The sequence below is a fragment of the Micromonospora sp. NPDC005291 genome (genome assembly GCF_040607415.1).
Lineage (GTDB): Bacteria > Actinomycetota > Actinomycetes > Mycobacteriales > Micromonosporaceae > Micromonospora.
This window is the reverse complement of record NZ_JBEXGR010000004.1, coordinates 78,470-97,208: the sequence shown is the minus strand read 5'-3', so window position 1 is coordinate 97,208 and position 18,739 is coordinate 78,470. Positions and strand designations below refer to the sequence as shown.

The window sequence follows — 18,739 nt, the reverse complement described above, 5'->3', positions numbered from 1 at the left end:
TGCGGATGCTTTATGCGGTCATTCCGGCAGGTGGCAGCGGCACGAGGTTGTGGCCGTTGTCCCGCGCCGGCCACCCCAAGTTTCTTCACCCGCTCACCGGCACCAGCGCTTCGCTGCTCCAGGCGACCGTGGAGCGGCTCGCGCCGCTGACCACACCGGATCGGACCCTGGTGGTGACCGGTGCCGCGCACGTCGCGGCGGTGGCCCGGCAGCTGACCGGTCTGCCCGAGGAGAACATCCTGGTCGAGCCCTCCCCACGGGACTCCTGCGCGGCGATCGCGTTGGCCGCGGCGGTGATCGCGGTACGCGACCCGGACGCGGTGATGGGCAGCTTCGCGGCCGACCACCTGATCCGCGACCCGGGAAGCTGGGTCCGCACGGTCCAGGAGGCGGTCCGCGGTGCCGAGCAGGGCATGCTGATGACCGTCGGGATCACCCCGACCCGGGCGGAGACCGGCTACGGCTACCTGGAGACCGGCGACGAGACCGAGGGTTCGCCGTGGCGGCAGGTGACCGAGTTCAAGGAGAAGCCGGGCGCCGAGGTCGCCGAGGCGTACGTCCGTTCGGGCCGGCACCTGTGGAACGCGAGCATGTTCGTGTGGCGGGTGGACGTCTTCCTCGCCGAGTTGGCCCGCCAGCAGCCGGCGCTGCACGCTGGCGTCGCCGCGATCGCCGCCGCCTGGGGCACCCCGGAGCAGGACGAGGTGCTCGGCGCGATCTGGCCGACGCTGCAGAAGATCTCCGTCGACTACGCGGTGATGGAGGGCGCGGCCACCGCGGGTCGCGTCGCGACCGTGCCGGGCGACTTCGGCTGGAACGACGTCGGCGACTTCCACACCCTGGGCGACGTGTTGCCGGCCGACGCCGCGGGCAACGTGGTGCTCGGCTCTGACGCCAAGCCGGGTGTGCTGTTGCGGGACAGCGCCAACCTGGTGGTCGTGCCGCAGTCCGGTCGGTTGGTGGCCGTCCTCGGGTTGCGCGACCTGATCGTGGTGGACACCCCGGACGCGGTGCTGGTCTGCCCGCGCGACCGGGCCCAGGACGTCAAGGCCCTGGTCGACGAGCTCAAGGAGCGGGGCGAAGAGGGCTACGTCTGAGGGCTGCGAGGGCCGGCGCGACCAGTTGCACGGTCCCGCCGGCCAGCGGCTCGGGCAGTTGGTCCGTTGGAAACCAGCCCAGTTCCTCGGCCTCGTCGCTGACCTGCTCCACCGCTCCGGGTGGGGCGAGCACGGCGAACCGGACGTCGTGGTGCAGGGATCCGCCCTGACACTGCACCGGGTGCACGTCCACGTCGATCGGGACCGGGTCGATGCGCAGGCCGGGGATCCCGGACTCCTCGGTGGCCTCGCGGAGCGCGGCGGCGACCAGGGTCTGGTCAATCGGCTCGCAGTGCCCGCCGAGCTGCACCCAACGCCCGAACTTTACGTGTAGACAGAGCAGCACCCGTGTGCCGGTGGCGTCCAACACCAAGGCGCTCGCGGTGATGTGCCCGGGGCGGTGCTGCCGGCTCATCGTGACCGGACCGGCGCCGAGCAGCCGGAGGGTCCGGTCCCGCGCGACGGCTGAGTTCGGGCTGGTGGGCTGCCAGCCCTCGAGCAGCGCCGTGGCGTCGGCGTGCAGCGCCGCGTACCCCTCGGGGCTGGTCGGGTGGGCGGTCGCTCCGGTGATCGCGGTGTCGGGCACCCCGCCACTGTACGAGCATGTGCTCCGTACGCTGGCTCGGTGACCCTGCGACTCGTCGAATTCGTGGTGGCCGGCAACGAGGCCAGTGATCTGCTGCCGGTGCGGTCGGCGGTGCTGCTGCGCGCGTACGGCGCCCGGCGGGGCTTTTGGACGGTGCTGGACGAGGGGCCGGTGGAGCACTGCCTGGCGCTTCTGCTGGAGCTGGACGACGGCGAGTGGACGGCCCGGCACGTGGTGGCGGACGCCGGTGTGGAGAACGGGCGGACCGAGGACGGTGAGGCGCTGGCCCACCACGACGGCTGGGTGTACGTCTTCGGCTCCCACTTCGGCTCGAAGGCTGGCCCGCTGCGCCCCCGGCGCGCATTTGTGGCCCGGTTCCGGGAGGACGACGCGGCGACCGGGCCGGTGCCGGTGCATGTGGTGCGCAACTCGTTCCGGCTGCACCGGGCGGTGAACGACGCCCTCGCCGGGTCGCCGCTGACCCTGCTGCCGCCGGGGGACCGGGTGCGGGCCCGGTTCATCGTGGAGACGTTGGCGAGGGGGACCACCCGGGAGAAGAGCTGGGTGAGCAGGCTGGCCCCGGACGACCTGCCGGTGAACGTGGAGGCGGCGGCCTTCACTCCGGCCGGGACGGTGCTGCTCGGGCTGCGTTTCCCGGTCACCGAGGGCGGTGAGCCGATCCTGGTCGAGGTGGCCGATGTGCCGGCCATGTTCGCGGCGGAGCGGGCGTGGCCTCGGGCGTTGGGCGCGTACGTGCTGTCCGGGGTCACGCCGCCGGGGGAGCTGACCGGGTTCCGCGCGATCACCCCGACGTCGGACGGCGGGTACGCGGCCGTGATCGGCTCGATCGACGCGTTGGGCAAGGGGTCGGTGCTGCTCGACGACCATCCGGGCGGGGGTGACGTCACCTCTCGACACGTCGCCTTCTGGCTTCCGGAAGCTGCGGCAAGCGACGCGTACCGGCTCGACGGTACGTTGGTGGCGGACCTGGCGCCGTTCCACCACGTCGAGGGGCTGGCCGAGCTGGACGGGCGCCCGTTCTACGTCACGGACGAGGACCACCGGGTCGCGCTCTGGGTCGGCTGAGCCGGGCGGGTGGTGATGCGGGACGGGATGACCGGACGGCACCTCTGCGGAGCAAGGGCCGCAGACCCTCGTGGTGCCGTCCGATCACCGGGTCTCCCCGGTCCCGGTGCCCCTGGCGCCGGGCGCATTCAGGACGCGCCAGCACCGTGTTCGGGCATTGGAAGCATGCCGAACCGGCCCCGGCGACGTCGAGGTTTTTCAGTTCAGGCTTAAAGATGGAGATAAGTGCCGGGCAGGTAGAGTCGAACAGCCGTCCGGCATCCCCCTGCTTGGTGGCTCAGGAGTGCTGCATGCTGAAGATCCACTTTTCTGGCGAGGACATCCTCCGGACCCGGGTGGCCCCGGCGGCGGACCCGGTCTGGGAGCTGGTTCTCAGCCTGCACGTGTTGCAGGGCCGCAACCGCGATCCGTTGACGGCGAACTGGCGGCGCACCGTGTCCCGAGGGCTGCGTCAGGATGTCGCCTCCGACCAGCTCCGGCTGCTCTTCGCGCTGAACCCGCCGCGCGGCTACTTCCCCGACTTCCTCACCCCGTACGCCAGCGTCGACGGCTTCGAGGCCGGGCTGGACGCGCTCCGCCGTACCCCCGCCGAGTTGCTGCACCGGGACCTGAGCGTGCTGGCCGCCGAAAATCAGCTGCCCTCCTCGGCCGCGGCGCTGGCCCGGGGTGAGGTGGCGGCGCTGCACCACCTCGCCGAGTCGATGGAGCAGTACCGGTCGCTGGCTATCGGCCCGTACTGGAGCCGGATTCAGGCCGCGGTGGCGGCGGACCGTGCTCGCCGGGCGCGGGCACTGCTCGACGACGGTGTCGAGGGCCTGCTCACCAGCCTCCGACCGGCGATGCGCTGGGAGGGCGGGGTGCTCGAAGTGCGCCAGTATCCGCACAGCCGGGAGCTGCACCTGGACGGCCGGGGTTTGCTGCTGGTGCCGTCGTTCTTCTGCGCGGCCACCCCGGTCGCCCTGCTCGACCCGGCGTTGCCACCGGTGTTGGTCTACCCGGTGGACCGACTGGGCGGGCTGGCGTCGGTCGACGGCACCGGAGGAGCCCCGTCAGGTGCTGCCCGCGACTCACTCGCCGCGCTGCTCGGCCGCACCAGGGCGGCGGTGTTGCAGGCCAGCGACGAGGGCTGCACCACCGGCGAGGTCGCCCGCCAGCTCAACATCTCGCCGGCGGCGGCGAGTCAGCACGCCACCGTGCTGCGCAACGCCGGCCTGCTGGTCAGCCATCGGGACCGCAACAGTGTGCTGCACACGTTGACTCCGCTCGGCCGGGCCATGCTGGACGCGTGACCCAGCGGCCGGTCAGAGGGCGAGCGCGGCGCTCGCCGGGCTGCCGGGCGGTGGCGGCAGCAGGGTCGACCCGACGCCCTCGGCGGCCAGAGCGGCGCGCAGTCGATGCAGGTCGGCGCCGAAGCGGACCAGGCCCATCGGCTCGACGGGCGTCGGCGGTGAGCCGAGCACCAGGGCGGCCCCGTCCGGCCACCCGGGCATCTCGGCGACCAGTCCGGCGCGTACCTCCGCCTCGTCGACCAGGGTGAAGACCGTGCCGGGGGCGACCACCCCGGCGACCGCTTCGATCGCCCGTCGCACCGCGATCGGGTCTGCCGGCGTCGGGCCGGGACCATCAGCCAGCGTGGCGGCGTCGGCCAGCCCGGCGGCGCGGGCCTCGGCGGTACCGAGCGAGAAGAGGTCCTGTGCGGCGTCGCGGATCAGCGCCCCCGCGCCACCGGCGTCGTCCGGGTTGGTGGCGGAGAGGTAGCCCCGCACCACGGCAACGGGGACCTGGTCGCACTTGCCCTTGATCAGCTCGCCGGCGCCCGCCAGCTCGTCCACCACGGCCATCTGGGTCAACTGCAACTCGTTGCCGTACGGATCCACCTCGCCCCGGTGGTCACGGATGGCCGGCATCCCGGCCACCCCGAGCGCCACGTCGGTGAGCCCGTTGCGCCAGGGCCGGCCCATGGTGTCGCTGACGATCACGGCCAGGTCCAGGTCGTAGCGTTCCCTCAGCGCGTCGCGCAGAGCCCGTGCCGAGGCATCCGGGTCGACCGGCAGCAGCACCAGTCGGGTCTTGTCCACGTTCGACGCGTCGATCCCGGCGGAGGCCATCACGAAGCCGTGATGGGTCTGCACGATCCGGGTTGCCCCTCGGCTGGCGACCACCCGGGCGGTCTCGCCAGCCAGGACGTCGTCCCGTGCGGCGAGTCGCTCAGGCCCGTCCGCCGGAACGTCGACCAGTCGCCCCTCCGCCTTTGAGACGATCTTGCTGGTCACCACCAGCACGTCGCCGTTACGCAGCCACGGCGCAGCGGTCGCAATCACCGCCGGCAGGTCGTCACCCTCGGTCACGTGGCCGATGCCAAGCACCGGCAGGATCTCCAGCCTCACGCCAACTCCACCGCGGCGCGCACCATGGCCACTGTCGCCGCCTCGTCGGTCATCCGCAGCGGCACCGCGCGGACCGTCACCCCGGGCACCACCGCGCCCGCGTCCTCCTCGGCCACCAGCCAGCCGTCCAGCAGGCCGCCGTCCGTCCGGCCCCCGTAGAGGCGGCCCACCCCGGCGGCGGTGCACTCGACACCGAGCACGGCGAGGCAGCGGTCGGCCATTCCCCGCACCGGGGCGCCGCCGATGATCGGCGAGACGCCCACCACCGGTGCCGGGCCGTCGGCCACCGCCTCGCGCAGCCCCGGTACGGCCAGCACCGGTGCGACGCTCACCACCGGATTGCTGGGTGCGACCAGCACCAGGTCTGCCGAGCCGATCGCTTCAAGCACGCCGGGTGCCGGCTTCGCCGTCTCCGCGCCGACGAAGACGAAACGGTGGGTGGGAATGTCCGCCCGGTATCGCACCCACCACTCCTGGAAGTGAATGGCCCGCTGACCCTGGTCGTCCTCAATGACAGCGTGGGTTTCCAGCCGGTCATCCGTCGCCGGCAACACACGCATGCCTGGCTCCCAGCGGGTGGCCAGCGCTTCGGTGACCGCGCTCAACGGGTAGCCACCGTTGAGCATGGTGGTGCGGACCAGGTGGGTGGCGATGTCCTTGTCACCGAGGCCGAACCAGGTCGGCTGCGCCCCGTACGCGGCCAGCTCGTCCTTGACCGTCCAGCTCTCGCCGACCCGACCCCAGCCCCGTTCCGGGTCCGCGCCGCCGCCGAGCGTGTACATGACGCTGTCCAGGTCGGGGCAGATCTTCAACCCGTGCAGCCACAGGTCGTCGCCGACGTTGACCACGGCGGTCACCTCCGCGCCGACCTCGCGGGCGTACGCCCGGACGCCGAGCAGGAACCGGGCGCCACCGATGCCGCCAGCCAGAACCACGATGCGCATGTCGACCATCCTCGCGCACGTGACGCCTCCGGTCCGCCGGTGGCCCAGGAGACTAGGCTCACGTGCGCCCTGTCCGTTCACGCCCTGAGGGGGAGCTCGTGACCAGCCCCGCCGAGCCCGCGTCCACCGACGCGACGCAGGCCCGTCAGCTGACCAAGCCACTACGCGAGCTCGCTGCGCTCGCGCTGCTCGGCGCCAACGCGGTGTTCCTCTTCGTGGGCCTGCTCCGGCTGATCGCCCCGAACGACTACAACTCCTTCACCGACCGCGCGGGCAGTGCCTTCTACGCGTTCATCGGGGTGGAGGCGGTGGCTCTGCCGCTGCTGGCGGTGCTGCTGGCCACCCACATCTCGCCGGTGCTGCCGAAGGCGAAGCTGATCACGCAGGTGGCTCTCGGTGAGTACGCGGTCAGCGCGCTGTTCGGCACGCTCACCATGCTGATCTGGACGGTGGGCCGGCTTGCCGAGGCCGAGGTGCTCGACGCGCTGCTCGGTGTGCTCACCCGGTTCGCCTGGATGGTGATCTTCGCGGTCGCCGCCTGGGTGGTCTACTCCATCTGGCGCGCCCACTACTACGTGCCGCGGCCCAAGCCCCAGCCGGGCGTCTACGGCCAGCCCCAGCCGGGCCAGCCCCAGCCGGGCTGGCCGCAGCAGCAGGGTGGTTGGCCGGCCCCGGGGCAGCCCGGTGGCCAGCCGGCAGGCGGGTGGCCAACCCCCGGTCAGCCCGGCGGCTACCCACCGGCGCAGTTCCCCGGCCAGTACGGTCAGCCCTCGCCGCCGTTCCAGGCACCGCAGTCAGCGCCGCCGTTCCCGCAGTCCGCACCGCCGCACCCGCAGTCCGCACCGCCGCACCCGCAGTCAGCGCCGTCGGCCCCGGCCGCGCCGCCGTTCGGGCAGCCGCCGTCGGCGGACCCCACACAGGCCATCCCGCGCCAGTCCGCCGACCCGACCGAGGTGATCTCCCGCCCCGCCGACGCGGACAACGACCGCACCCAGCACATCAAGCCAGGCGACAACCCAGACCAACCCCGCTAACCCCCAGACCCCCACCCCGCCCTCCCCGTTGATCATGAAGTTGTTGTCGGTTGGCACGGCGTGTCGTGGCAATAACTTCATGATCAACGAGGGCGAGGTGGGGGGCCTCGGGCCCGGGTTGGTGGGGCGGGATTGCGCAGCGCATAGGCTGAGCGGATGGTTGATCGCACCCACTCCGGCCCGAGCGACGCGAGCGTGCGGCGGGCCCTGGGCCGGGCCGCGACCGGGCGGGCTCTGGACGTCGACGAGGCGACCGCGCTGCTGTCCGCTCGCGGTGACGCGCTCGACGAGCTGCTCCGGGTGGCCGGCGGGATTCGTGACGCCGGGCTGCGTGAGGCCGGGCGACCGGGCGTGGTCACGTACTCGAAAAAGGTCTTCATCCCCCTGACCCGGCTCTGCCGGGACCGCTGCCACTACTGCACGTTCGCGACCGTGCCGCACCGGCTGCCGGCGCCGTTCCTGGACCGCGACGAGGTGCTGGCCATCGCCCGGGCGGGTGCCGCGCAGGGCTGCAAGGAGGCCCTGTTCACTCTCGGTGATCGGCCGGAGGAGCGCTGGCCGGCGGCCCGGAGCTGGTTGGACGAGCGCGGCTACGACTCCACCCTGGACTACCTGCGTGCCTGCGCGGTCGCGGTGCTGGAGGAGACCGGGCTGCTGCCGCACCTCAATCCCGGGGTGCTGTCGTGGTCGGAGCTGCAACGGCTCAAGCCGGTCGCGCCGAGCATGGGCATGATGTTGGAGACCACGGCGACCCGGCTCTGGTCCGAGCCGGGCGGCCCGCACTATGGCTCACCGGACAAGGAGCCGGCGGTCCGGCTGCGGGTGCTTGAGGACGCGGGCCGGGTCGGGGTGCCGTTCACCACCGGCATCCTCATCGGCATCGGGGAGACCCCGGCGGAGCGGGTGGACGCGCTCTTCGCGATCCGCCGCTCGCACCGGGAGTACGGCCACCTCCAGGAGGTGATCGTGCAGAACTTCCGCGCCAAGCCGGACACGGCGATGCGTGGGATGCCCGACGCGGAGCTGCACGATCTGGCCGCCACGGTGGCGGTGGCCCGGTTGCTGCTCGGCCCGAAGGCCCGGATCCAGGCCCCACCGAACCTCATCGCCGGCGAGTACGACCTGCTGCTGCGCGCCGGGATCGACGACTGGGGTGGTGTCTCCCCGCTCACCCCGGACCACGTCAACCCGGAACGTCCCTGGCCACAGATCGAGGAGCTGGCTCGGCACACCGAGCTGGCCGGGTTCAGCCTGCGAGAGCGGTTGACCATCTACCCCGAGTACGTGCGCGCCGGTGACCCGTGGCTCGACCCGCGGCTGCTGCCGCACGTGAGCGCGCTGGCCGATCCCGTGACCGGGATGGCCGTCGAGTCGGCCATGCCGCAGGGCCGCCCCTGGCAGGAGCCGGAGGAGGTGTTCGGCGGGCGGACCGACCTGCACACCACCATCGACACCACCGGCCGGACGGACGACCGGCGGGGCGACTTCGACAGCGTCTACGGGGACTGGGCGGAGGTGGCCACGAAGGTGACCGCCGGGCCGACCGCCCCCGCCGGCGACCAGGATCTGCGGGCCGGGCTGCGGCTCGCCGCCGACGACCCGGCCGCGCTGCTGGAACCCCGGCACGCCGATGCCGCGCTGGCGCTCTTCGGCGCGGACGGGCCGGCGCTGGACCAGTTGTGCCGACTCGCCGACGACGTGCGCCGGGACGCGGTCGGCGACGACGTCACCTACGTGGTCAACCGCAACATCAACTTCAGCAACGTCTGCTACGTGGGCTGCCGGTTCTGCGCGTTCGCCCAGCGTGAGAGGGACGCCGACGCGTACCGGCTCTCCGTTGAGCAGGTCGCGGACCGGGCCGAGGAGGCGTGGGCGGCCGGTGCCAGCGAGGTGTGCCTCCAGGGTGGCATCGACCCGAAGATGCCGGTCACCGGGTACGCCGACATCGTGCGCGGGATCAAGGCCCGGGTGCCCGAGATGCACGTGCACGCGTTCTCCCCGATGGAGATCGTCACCGCTGCCGCGAAGGCGGGCGTGCCGGTGCGCGACTGGCTGATCCAGCTGCGTGAGGCGGGCCTGGACACCATCCCGGGCACCGCCGCGGAGATCCTCGACGACGACGTGCGCTGGGTGTTGACCAAGGGCAAACTCCCGGCCGCCGCCTGGGTCGATGTGGTGAGCACCGCACACGAGCTGGGCATCCGGTCCAGCTCCACGATGATGTACGGCCACGTCGACCACCCCGGGCAGTGGCTGGCGCACTTCCGGGTGCTGGCCGGTGTGCAGGACCGCACCGGCGGCTTCACCGAGTTCGTGGCGCTGCCGTTCGTGCACACCAACGCCCCGATCTATCTGGCCGGCATTGCCCGCCCCGGGCCGACGTGGCGGGAGAACAGGGTGGTGCACGCCATGTCCCGGCTGCTGTTGCACGGCCGGATCGACAACATCCAGTGCTCCTGGGTGAAGCTGGGTGACGAGGGCACGGTGGCGATGCTCCAGGGCGGCTGCAACGACCTGGGCGGCACGCTGATGGAGGAGACCATCTCGCGGATGGCCGGCTCCGGCAACGGTTCGGCGCGTACCGAGGAGCAGTTGCGGGCCATCGCGACGGCGGCCGGGCGTCCGGCGCGCAAGCGTTCGACCGCGTACGGTCACGCCCGGCCCTGAGGTCGAACCTTTCCCCGCTGCCGGCCGTACCACGCGGTGCCGGCGGCGGTCGCGGCGAGGATCGCCGCCGGTGTCCCCTCAGGGGCCCGGCGGCGTCGGTTGGCGGCACCGGACCCGTCCGTCCTCGCGGGCGCGTTCGCGCCGCCGCCGGAAAGGTTGCCCATGACCAGTGATCAGCGGAAACGGCCCTGGCCGCGACTGACCCGCCGACAGACGTTGACCGCCGCGGCCAGCGCCACTCTCGGCGCCGCCGCGCTCACCGTGCCGGGCCTGTCGGCCGCGCAGAACGCCCCCGGCAAGGCCGGACGAGCCGACGAACCAATCGTCGTGCACCTGCGTGACGCCGCCTCCGGGACGATGGACGTCTTCGTCGGTGAGGCCCGGATCGAGGTACGCGACCGTGGCCTGGCGGACCGGCTGCGGCGCGCCGCCCGGCGCTGACCCGACATTCCGCTCCGTCATCCTGCCCCCGCCCAGTGAGGTTGGTCCGCCATGTCTTCCCACCGCGAGGCCCCGGAGATAGCCAAGGATCCGGTCGCCGACAGCTCTGACCTGTACGCGTTCGTCAGCCCCGACAAACCCGGTGCGGTCACGCTGATCGCCAACTACGTGCCGTTGCAGCTCCCCTCCGGGGGCCCGAACTTCTTCGAGTTCGGCGACGACGTGCGCTACGAGATCCATATCGACAACGACGGCGACGGCCGTCCGGATGTCACCTACCGGTTCGAATTCACCACTGAGATCACCAATCCGAACAGTTTTCTCTACAACACCGGCCCGATCGACTCGCTGGACAGCGAGAACTGGAACCGGCGGCAGTTCTACAGCCTGACCCGGGTGGCCGACGGCCGGGAACACCGGCTGGCACACAAGCTGCCCTGCCCACCGTGCAATGTCGGCCCGCTGTCCACCCCGAAGTACGCCGAGCTGGTCCGGCAGGCCACGTACTCGCTCTCCACCGGTGAGCGGGTCTTCGCCGGGCAGCGCGCGGACGGCTTCTTCGTCGACCTGGGGGCGATCTTCGACCTTGGCACGCTGCGACCGTTCCAGCAGCTGCACGTGGCCGGCAAGAAGATCTTCAAAGCCGAGGGTGAGCCGGTCAACGCCACCGACCGGATGAACGTGCACAGCATTGCGGTGCAGGTGCCGCTGGACCGGGTGCGCCGCCGCGCCAACCGGTACGGCGTCGGTGACCGGGCGTCGGTGATCGGGGTGTGGACGTCGGCGTCGCGCCGGCAGGTACGGGTGCTCGGCGACCGGGGCGCGGCGGACACCGCCACCGGCCCGTTCACCCAGGTCTCTCGGCTGGGCAATCCGCTGTTCAACGAGGTCGTCGTGCCGATGTCCAAGAAGGACCTGTGGAATTCGTTGCCGCCGTCGGAGGACAAGCGGTTCGCGCAGTTCGTCGAGCAGCCGGAGTTGGCCGCGTTGCTGCCGGCGCTCTACCCGAACGTCTTCCCCAATCTGGACAGGCTCACCAAGGCGAAGAAGCCCCGGGCCGACCTGGTGGCGATCCTGCTCACCGGCGTGCCGGCCGGGCTGATCGACGGCTTCACCAACACCACCGGCGACGTCCAGGCCGACATGCTGCGGCTGAACACCGCGATCCCGCCGACCCGGAGTCCGGACCGGTTCGGGGTGCTCGGCGGTGACCTGGCCGGGTTCCCGAACGGGCGGCGGGTCGGCGACGATGTGGTCAGCATCGCGCTGCGGGCGATCGCCGGGGTGACCGTCCCGCTGGTGGACAAGACGTTCCGACCGGACGCCGCTGCCGCCGCGGTCACCCCCGGGTTGAGCGCCGCCGACGTGACCGCACCGTTCCTCGGGAACTTCCCCTACCTTGGTACGCCGTACGACGGGTTCAACAACCCGCCGGCGGCGTCCTGACCGGCGCGGGGGAGCAGGGATGCACGAGCACGCGTACGGGCCGTCGGAGACCGGGAGCGTCGTCCTCGACCTCGGTGGCGACACCGGTGCCCTGATCGTCTACACGGGCCGGGATTTGCACGGCCGGGAAATTGAGATCAGTCGGGGCGATGACCGGCGGGTCCACTCGGCGGTGCGGGAGCGCCGGGTGCGGGATGGTGTGCTCCACAGTGCGGTCTATCCCGATCTGCCCGGTGGCAGATATACCGTCTGGTGGGACGAGAGTACGCCGGTCGGGACAGTATCTGTCCATGGTGGAGGGATAGCTGAGTTCAGCTGGCCGAGCAGCGGTTTTGGGGTCGCCGGCTAACCTCGTCGCAGCTATTTTTCGCCGCGCCCCGTCCACATTGTGGGCGGGGCGCGATCGCTGTTCGTCGCTCGACGGGCGGTCTGCGCCGCGCCGCGTTAACCTGTCCCCCACCAAGATCAGCTTTCGGAAGGGGGGTCGGCGACTGCGGCTGGCGTCGCTGCGTCGATGGCCTGCTGGGGGAGCGCCACGGCAGAAAAGTCGGGCAACTCGCCGGAGAGGGCGTTACTCGGCCGGGGTCTGAATCGATAGGGCAGGTTGCGAGGCTGGACGGTCCGAGTGGCCGGCCGGGGGGTGTCGGGAGGGCGACTCCATTATCAAGTTTGGCTTGACGGCGCACGCATTACACGCGTGTAATTTGAATGGGGTTGTTCGCACGGAACGCAGCAAAACGGGACCGGACGGACAAGCACGCCTTTCGCGTGGGGGGTTGCAGCGGCGATGACGCCGGTGCGCGACAAGGAGGCATTTGATGGACGGCCAGCTTGAGGTGGCCGACCTGCTCGGAAACGCGCCGGAGTGGCAGGAGCGGGCGTTGTGCTCGCAGACCGACCCCGAGGCGTTCTTTCCCGAGAAGGGCGGCTCGACCCGCGAGGCGAAGCGAATCTGCTCGCGCTGCGAGGTCAAGACCGAATGCCTTGAATACGCTCTGGGTCATGACGAGCGGTTCGGCATCTGGGGAGGGCTCTCGGAGCGGGAGCGGCGCAAGTTGAAGCGGCGGGTTGCCTGAGCGGTGCGAGGTCGGGGCGGTGGGGGCCGCCCGACTCGCCCGCGCACGGGGCTTGGCTCAGGCGAGCTCGTCGGGATCGACCCCGAGAAGGTTCGCCACCTGTTCGATGATCACGTCATGCACGAGATCGGCGAGGTCCTCACGGTCCATCGCCCGGAACTCCAGGGGCCGCCGGTACAACACGATCCGCGGCGGCACCTCCTGCCGGCCCGGGCGGCCGGGCAGCAGCCGGGCCAGCGGGACCTCACCGTCCTCCAACACATCGGAGTCGTAGACGTTCAGGTCCGGCGGGACGTCCTCGACCGCGAACTCGACCCCTGCCAGCTCCTTGGCGAACCGACGCTCCAGCGTCTCGACGGTGTCCAGGACCAGGTCGTCGAAGACCTCGGCCTTGGTCCGCGCCAGCGGCACGGTGGCCGGCACCAGCCGTCCGCGCAGGCCACGCCCGTGCCGGTCACGGTGCGCACGCCGGCCGGAGCCGGGGCGGCGGTGTTCCGGGCTCGTCATGAGGCAAAGGGTAGCGCCCGCGCCGGGCTCGCCAGCGGCAGCGCCGCTCCCGTGGCGCGGCGCGCCCAGGACGGCGAAGTGTGATCACCACGACGGGCGTGTCGCAACGCGAAGCGATGCGCTGGACCCGGTAATGGAGATACCCTGCCGCCGTGAGGTCATCCCGGCGCTGCTCCCGTAACGGCTGCCCCCGGCAAGCGGTCGCCACATTGACCTATGTCTACAACGAGTCGACAGCGGTCGTGGGTCCACTCGCGGCGTTCGCCGAGCCACACACGTACGACCTGTGTGAGCCGCACGCCCGCAGCCTGACCGCCCCGCGTGGCTGGGACGTGGTCCGGCACGAGGGCGAGTTCGAGCCGCCGCCGCCCACCACCGACGACCTGGTCGCACTGGCCGAGGCGGTCCGCGAAGCCGCCCGCCCAGCCCCGAGGCCGCCGGAGGGCACACCCGACCGGTCCCACCCCGACCAGTCCCACTCCACCGGCCGCCGGGGCCACCTCCGCGTCATCCCCCCGAACCACTGACCCCGCCGCCCGGGCGTCAGTTGCCCAGGAGGCGCGAGAAGGTGGCCGCTCGGCGGGAGGGGCGGTTGGTGCGGGCTTCGGCCCCGTCGGCGGAGGCCATCACCCGTAGGCCGGCGTTCACGGCCAGCCAGCGCAGGGGCTCGGGTTCCCAGCGGGGTGAGCGGTGGTTCACCCAGGGCAGGGTGGTCAGCTCGGTGCGCTCGCCACGGATCAGGTCGGCCAGCGTGCGGCCAGCGAGGTTGCTGGAGCCGACGCCGTCCCCCACGTAGCCGCCCGCCCAGGCCAGCCCGCTGGCCAGGTCGAAGCCGACCGAGGCCGCCCAGTCCCGGGTCACCCCGAGCGGGCCGCCCCAGGCGTGGGTCACTGGCAGGTCCGGGCCCAGCACCGGAAAGAGCTCACCGAGGGTCCGCCGCAGCGCGGTGAAGACCCGTGGCTCGTGGTCGTACCCGGGGGAGATCCGGGACCCAAAATGGTACGGAGCACCGCGCCCGCCGAACGCCAACCGGCCGTCCGCGGTGCGCTGCCCGTAGATGATCACGTGTCGGTGGTCGGAGAACGTCTCGCGTTGGGCCAGCCCGATCCTGGCCCAGGTCTCTGCCGGCAGCGGCTCGGTGGCCACCATCAGCGAGTACACCGGTGCCACGGCGCGTCGCTGACCGGGCAGCATGGGCGTGTACCCCTCGGTCGCCCGGACCACCACCGGCGCCCGTACCGTGCCAGCCGCAGTGATCGCCGCGCCGGCCTGGATCGCGGTGACCGGGGTGCGCTCGTGGATCGTCACCCCGAGCCGTTCCACGGCCCGGGCGAGGCCGCGGACCAGCTTCGCCGGGTGCACCGCAGCGCAGTGCGGGGTGTACGTCCCACCGCGTACCCCCTCGGCACCGCAACGGTCGGCGGCCTCGCGGGCGTCGAGCAGCGCCAGGTGCTCCGCGCCGAAGCCGAACGCGCGGGCCTCGTCCACGGCGGCACGAGCACGGACGAGCTGTGGGCCGGTGCGGGCCAGGGTGACCGTGCCGCCGTCAGCCCAGTCACAGTCGATGCCCTCTGCCGTGACGACCTGGCCCACCTCGCGGACCGTGCCGTGCAGGGCCCGCTGCATGGCGACCGCCGCGTCCCGGCCGTGCCGGCGGGCCAGCCCGGTCAGCGAGGTGGGGAAGAGCGCCGAGCACCAGCCGCCGTTGCGGCCGGATGCCCCGTACCCCGCGATCTCCCTCTCCAGCACGATGACCCGCAGCGCCGGATCGGCGCGGGCCAGGTGGTACGCCGTCCACAGCCCGGTGTAGCCGGCGCCCACGATCGCCACGTCGGCGTCCGCGTCGCCCGGCAGTGACGGACGCGGGGTCAGCGGATCGTCCAACATGGACAGCCAGTACGACAGCTCCCGGTAGTGCCCGACGGGGTCGTCGCTCAGAGTCGTGCCCATGCCTCGGTGAGGACCGTGCGCAGGATCTGCTCGATCTCGTCGAAGTGCTGCTGCTCGGCGATCAGCGGCGGGGCGAGCTGAATGACGGGGTCGCCCCGGTCGTCGGCCCGGCAGTAGAGGCCGGCCTGGAACAGCGCCGTGGAGAGGAAGCCGCGCAGCAACCGCTCCGACTCGGCCTCGTCGAAGGTCTCCCGGGTCGTCTTGTCCTTGACCAGCTCGATGCCGTAGAAGTAGCCGTCACCGCGGACGTCGCCGACGATCGGCAGGTCGTACAGCTTTTCCAGGGTCGATCGGAAGGCGCCCTCGTTGGCGCGTACGTGCCCGACCAGGTCTTCGCGGGCGAAGACCTCCAGGTTGGCCAGGGCCACCGCACAGGAGACCGGGTGCCCGCCGAACGTCACCCCGTGGGCGAACATGCCGGTCTCGGTGAGGAACGGCTCCATCAGTCGGTCGCTGGCGATCATCGCGCCGAGCGGGGCGTACCCGGAGGTGATGCCCTTGGCGGTGGTGATGATGTCCGGCTGGTAGCCGTAGCGCACGGCGCCGAAGTATTCGCCCAGTCGGCCCCAGGAGCAGATCACCTCGTCGGAGACGAGCAGCACGTCGTACGCGTCGCAGATCTCCCGGACCCGCTCGAAGTAGCCGGGCGGGGGTGGGAAGCATCCGCCGGAGTTCTGCACCGGCTCCAGGAAGACCGCGGCGACCGTGTCCGGCCCCTCCCGCTCGATGGCGCGACCGATCTCGTCGGCGGCCCAGCGGCCGAACGCCTCGGGGTCGTCGCCGTGCTCGGGCGCCCGGTAGAAGTTGGTGTTCGGCACCTTGATCGCGCCGGGCACCAGCGGCTCGAAGTCGCTCTTGATGCCGGGCAGGCCGGTGATCGACAGCGCGCCCATCGAGGTGCCGTGGTAGGCGATGTACCGGCTGATCACCTTGTACTTGTTGGGCTGGCCGGTGCGCTTGAAGTACGCCCGGGCCAGCTTCCACGCCGCCTCGACCGCCTCGGAACCGCCAGTCGTGAAAAAGACCCGGTTGAGGTCGCCGGGGGTGAGGCCAGCGATCTTCTCGGCCAACTCGACGGCCTTCGGGTGGGCGTACGACCAGAGCGGGAAGTAGGCCAGCTCGCCGGCCTGCTTGGCGGCGGCCTCGGCCAGCTCGGTGCGGCCGTGGCCGGCGTTGACCACGAAGAGCCCGGCGAGCCCGTCCAGGTAGCGGCGACCCTGCGCGTCCCACACGTACGCGCCCTCGCCGCGCACGATGGTCGGCACCTCACCGTCGGAGTAGCTCGCCATCCGGGTGAAGTGCATCCAGAGATGGTCGGTGGCGTTGGCCATGTCAGCCCCATCGGTCGTCGGGCCGGTCAAAGGGGTGAGGCCGGCCGCTCTGCCCACGGTTATCGCACAGTTCCGGGCTCCGGGGCAAGTGGTATCGGCGGTCTTCGGGCGTCACTGCGACGGATTTAGCGCACCAGTATCGAAGATGCAACGGATTCCGCACTAGCGGGTCGCGTGGCCGGTCGCTAGATCCACTCCATATCGCCGATGTTGGGGTGTCGAGGGAGGTTGATGCCGCGATATCGGGGATGTCGAGTGGATCAAGGGCCCGTCAGGCCGTACCCCAGGTGTAGGTCTGCTTGCGCAGCTTGAGGTAGACGAACGCCTCGGTGGAGAGCACGCCGGGCACCCTGCGCAGGCGTTGCAGGATCTCCAGCAGGTGGTCGTCGTTGCGGCAGACCACTTCGGTGAGCAGGTCGAACGACCCCGCGGTGATCACCACGTAGTCGACCTCGTCCAGCTCGGCCAGCCGGTCCGCCACCGCCTCCAGGTCACCGTCGGTACGTAGGCCGATCATCGCCTGCCGGGGGAAGCCAAGCTGGAGCGGGTCGGTCACGGCGACGATCTGCATCACGCCGGAGTCGAGCAGCCGCTGCACCCGCTGGCGGACTGCCGCCTCGGAGAGCCCGACCGCCTTGCCGATCGTGGCGTACGGGCGGCGGCCGTCCTCCTGGAGCTGTTCGATGATCTGCTTGGCCACGTCATCCAGCAGAGCGTGATTGGCACCTTCACGGACAGCGACGCGTCGACCGCCATTGCTGTTCTCGTGCTGCCGGTTCGTCATCGTCCGCTCCCCATGTCCCGAATCGTGATGTCGCGCGTGTATCCCCGCGTAGTCTGGCGTATTTCGTCGTGCATCGCTATTCCCGCAACGGAATCCCTTGTAAGGGAGGTCACCTCATGTCAGGATCAGTCGTCCATGGCACCTGAACCTCCCGACCCCTCCGCCGGCGCGCCTCCCCCGTCCCGCCCGCCGACGATGACCCCTTAGGAGTCGTCATGCGTACTCCCCTCCGGCCCCTCTCCCGGCGTGGACTGCTCACCGGCACTTTCGGTTCGGCCGCCCTGCTCACCATGGGCGGCAGCCTCGCGGGCTGCGGCACCAAGGGCGCCCAACAGACCGAGGCCGGCTGCGTCAGCGAGGACCTCTCCGGGTCCGAGAAGAAGCTTGCCTTCTCCAACTGGCCGCAATACATGGACGTGGACGAGAAGGACGAGTCCAAGCGACCCAGCCTGGACGAGTTCATCACGAAGAACGGCATTCAGGTCACCTACACCGAGGACATCAACGACAACAACGAGTTCTTCGGCAAGGTGCAGAACCAACTCGCCGCCTGCCAGAGCACCGACCGGGACATCATCGTGCTGACCGACTGGATGGCAGCCCGGATGATCCGGCTCGGCTGGATCCAGAAGCTCGACCCGGCGAAGATTCCGAACGTGCAGGCCAACCTGCTTCCGTCGCTGCTCAACCGGCCCTTCGACACCGAGAACCGAATCTCGATCCCGTGGCAGTCCGGCCTGGCCGGGTTGGCCTACAACGGCAATGTCACGAAGGAACTGCGGACGGTCGACGAGCTGCTCACCCGCCCCGACCTCAAGGGCAAGGTGACCGCACTCAGCGAGATGCGCGACACCATGGGCCTGCTGCTCGGTTCCAACGGGCACGACCCGGCCAACTTCACGAGCGCGCAGTTCGACGACGCGCTCAACAAGCTCAAGAAGGCCGTCGACTCCGGGCAGATCCGCAAGTTCACCGGCAACGACTACGCACCCGACCTGGCCAAGGGCGACATCGCCGCGTGTATCGGCTGGTCCGGCGATATCATCCAACTGTCCGGTGAGGACGAAAAGGTGCAGTTCGTGGCGCCCGACTCTGGTGTGATGCTCTACAGCGACAACATGTTGGTGCCCAACAAGGCCACCCACAAGGCGAACGCCGAGCAGCTCATCAACTACTACTACGAGCCGGCGGTCGCCGCGAAGCTCGCCGCGTACGTCAACTACATCTGCCCGGTCAAGGGCGCCCAGGCCGAGATGGAGAAGATCGACCCGGAGTTGGCCGCCAACCCGCTGATCTTCCCCGATGAGGCGCTGCTGTCGAAGTCCAAGGTGTTCATGGCCCTGGACGAAAAGCAGGAGAAGGAGTACGAGGGCAAGTTCCAGCAGGTCATCGGAGCGTGACGG

Annotated in this window: 18 protein-coding genes; 11 read left to right on the top strand and 7 right to left on the bottom strand. The window is 70.9% G+C overall.

The annotated features are described in order from the left end of the window. Nucleotides 1-5: 5 nt before the first annotated feature. Nucleotides 6-1,097: a sugar phosphate nucleotidyltransferase gene (locus tag ABZT18_RS07090; RefSeq protein ID WP_354995696.1), complete on the top strand. Its 1,092-nt coding sequence runs from the start codon at nt 6-8 to the stop codon at nt 1,095-1,097. Here ABZT18_RS07090 and ABZT18_RS07085 read toward each other — a convergent pair. Continuing rightward, a complete protein-coding gene (locus ABZT18_RS07085; RefSeq protein ID WP_354995695.1) occupies nt 1,066-1,683 on the bottom strand; it encodes an NUDIX hydrolase in 618 nt (205 codons plus the stop codon). The two genes, ABZT18_RS07090 and ABZT18_RS07085, sit on opposite strands and share 32 nt — an antisense overlap. 39 nt (nt 1,684-1,722) lie before the next feature. Here ABZT18_RS07085 and ABZT18_RS07080 point away from each other — a divergent pair, with 39 nt between their 5' ends. Then, on the top strand, nt 1,723-2,769 hold the full coding sequence (locus tag ABZT18_RS07080) for a hypothetical protein (protein ID WP_354995694.1): 1,047 nt from the start codon (nt 1,723-1,725) through the stop codon (nt 2,767-2,769). Between the two features lie 290 nt (nt 2,770-3,059). After that, nucleotides 3,060-4,058: a winged helix-turn-helix domain-containing protein gene (locus ABZT18_RS07075; protein ID WP_354995693.1), complete on the top strand. Its 999-nt coding sequence runs from the start codon at nt 3,060-3,062 to the stop codon at nt 4,056-4,058. Between the two features lie 12 nt (nt 4,059-4,070). Here the strand turns inward: ABZT18_RS07075 and ABZT18_RS07070 are convergent, their stop codons facing one another. Together ABZT18_RS07070 and cofD are read right to left on the bottom strand one after the other, a co-directional pair. Further along, nucleotides 4,071-5,156 carry a coenzyme F420-0:L-glutamate ligase gene (locus ABZT18_RS07070; RefSeq protein ID WP_354995692.1) on the bottom strand — a complete coding sequence of 362 codons (1,086 nt, stop codon included), beginning with the start codon at nt 5,154-5,156 and terminating at the stop codon, nt 4,071-4,073. Then, a complete protein-coding gene (cofD, locus tag ABZT18_RS07065; protein WP_354995691.1) occupies nt 5,153-6,100 on the bottom strand; it encodes a 2-phospho-L-lactate transferase in 948 nt (315 codons plus the stop codon). The genes ABZT18_RS07070 and cofD overlap by 4 nt, the downstream gene beginning before the upstream one ends. A 98-nt stretch (nt 6,101-6,198) precedes the next feature. Between cofD and ABZT18_RS07060 the strand changes: the two genes are divergently transcribed. The 6 genes from ABZT18_RS07060 to ABZT18_RS07035 all read left to right on the top strand — a co-directional run bounded on the left by ABZT18_RS07060 (nt 6,199) and on the right by ABZT18_RS07035 (nt 12,764). Beyond that, nucleotides 6,199-7,134 (top strand): hypothetical protein, encoded by a 936-nt coding sequence (locus ABZT18_RS07060; RefSeq protein WP_354995690.1) that lies wholly within the window; start codon nt 6,199-6,201, stop codon nt 7,132-7,134. A gap of 156 nt (nt 7,135-7,290) precedes the next feature. Continuing rightward, nucleotides 7,291-9,801, top strand: coding sequence for a bifunctional FO biosynthesis protein CofGH (locus tag ABZT18_RS07055; RefSeq protein WP_354995689.1), 2,511 nt, complete (start codon nt 7,291-7,293; stop codon nt 9,799-9,801). Between the two features lie 162 nt (nt 9,802-9,963). Next, the gene (locus ABZT18_RS07050; RefSeq protein ID WP_354995688.1) at nt 9,964-10,242 is read left to right on the top strand and encodes a hypothetical protein; all 279 of its coding nucleotides are present in this window, start codon (nt 9,964-9,966) and stop codon (nt 10,240-10,242) included. A gap of 51 nt (nt 10,243-10,293) precedes the next feature. Beyond that, entirely contained in the window at nt 10,294-11,688 is a 1,395-nt protein-coding gene (locus ABZT18_RS07045) for a DUF4331 domain-containing protein (RefSeq protein WP_354995687.1), read from the top strand. Between the two features lie 19 nt (nt 11,689-11,707). Beyond that, nucleotides 11,708-12,037 (top strand): phospholipase, encoded by a 330-nt coding sequence (locus ABZT18_RS07040; protein ID WP_354995686.1) that lies wholly within the window; start codon nt 11,708-11,710, stop codon nt 12,035-12,037. A 469-nt stretch (nt 12,038-12,506) separates the two neighbouring features. Further along, complete coding sequence (locus ABZT18_RS07035; RefSeq protein WP_088980572.1) at nt 12,507-12,764, top strand: WhiB family transcriptional regulator; 258 nt, start codon at nt 12,507-12,509, stop codon at nt 12,762-12,764. A 57-nt stretch (nt 12,765-12,821) separates the two neighbouring features. Here the strand turns inward: ABZT18_RS07035 and ABZT18_RS07030 are convergent, their stop codons facing one another. Continuing rightward, nucleotides 12,822-13,271: a metallopeptidase family protein gene (locus tag ABZT18_RS07030; RefSeq protein WP_074316962.1), complete on the bottom strand. Its 450-nt coding sequence runs from the start codon at nt 13,269-13,271 to the stop codon at nt 12,822-12,824. A 152-nt stretch (nt 13,272-13,423) separates the two neighbouring features. On the opposite strand from ABZT18_RS07030, the gene ABZT18_RS07025 reads away from it, so the two are divergent. Next, complete coding sequence (locus ABZT18_RS07025) at nt 13,424-13,798, top strand: DUF3499 domain-containing protein (RefSeq protein ID WP_354995685.1); 375 nt, start codon at nt 13,424-13,426, stop codon at nt 13,796-13,798. A 16-nt stretch (nt 13,799-13,814) separates the two neighbouring features. On the opposite strand, the gene ABZT18_RS07020 is transcribed toward ABZT18_RS07025, so the two are convergent. The 3 genes from ABZT18_RS07020 to ABZT18_RS07010 all read right to left on the bottom strand — a co-directional run bounded on the left by ABZT18_RS07020 (nt 13,815) and on the right by ABZT18_RS07010 (nt 17,336). Continuing rightward, nucleotides 13,815-15,221 carry an FAD-dependent oxidoreductase gene (locus ABZT18_RS07020; protein ID WP_354995684.1) on the bottom strand — a complete coding sequence of 469 codons (1,407 nt, stop codon included), beginning with the start codon at nt 15,219-15,221 and terminating at the stop codon, nt 13,815-13,817. After that, complete coding sequence (locus tag ABZT18_RS07015) at nt 15,206-16,552, bottom strand: aspartate aminotransferase family protein (protein ID WP_354995683.1); 1,347 nt, start codon at nt 16,550-16,552, stop codon at nt 15,206-15,208. The genes ABZT18_RS07020 and ABZT18_RS07015 overlap by 16 nt, the downstream gene beginning before the upstream one ends. 271 nt (nt 16,553-16,823) lie before the next feature. Further along, on the bottom strand, nt 16,824-17,336 hold the full coding sequence (locus tag ABZT18_RS07010; RefSeq protein WP_354995682.1) for an Lrp/AsnC family transcriptional regulator: 513 nt from the start codon (nt 17,334-17,336) through the stop codon (nt 16,824-16,826). Nucleotides 17,337-17,551: 215 nt separating this feature from the next. On the opposite strand from ABZT18_RS07010, the gene ABZT18_RS07005 reads away from it, so the two are divergent. Beyond that, nucleotides 17,552-18,736 (top strand): spermidine/putrescine ABC transporter substrate-binding protein, encoded by a 1,185-nt coding sequence (locus ABZT18_RS07005; RefSeq protein ID WP_354995681.1) that lies wholly within the window; start codon nt 17,552-17,554, stop codon nt 18,734-18,736. Nucleotides 18,737-18,739: the final 3 nt, after the last annotated feature.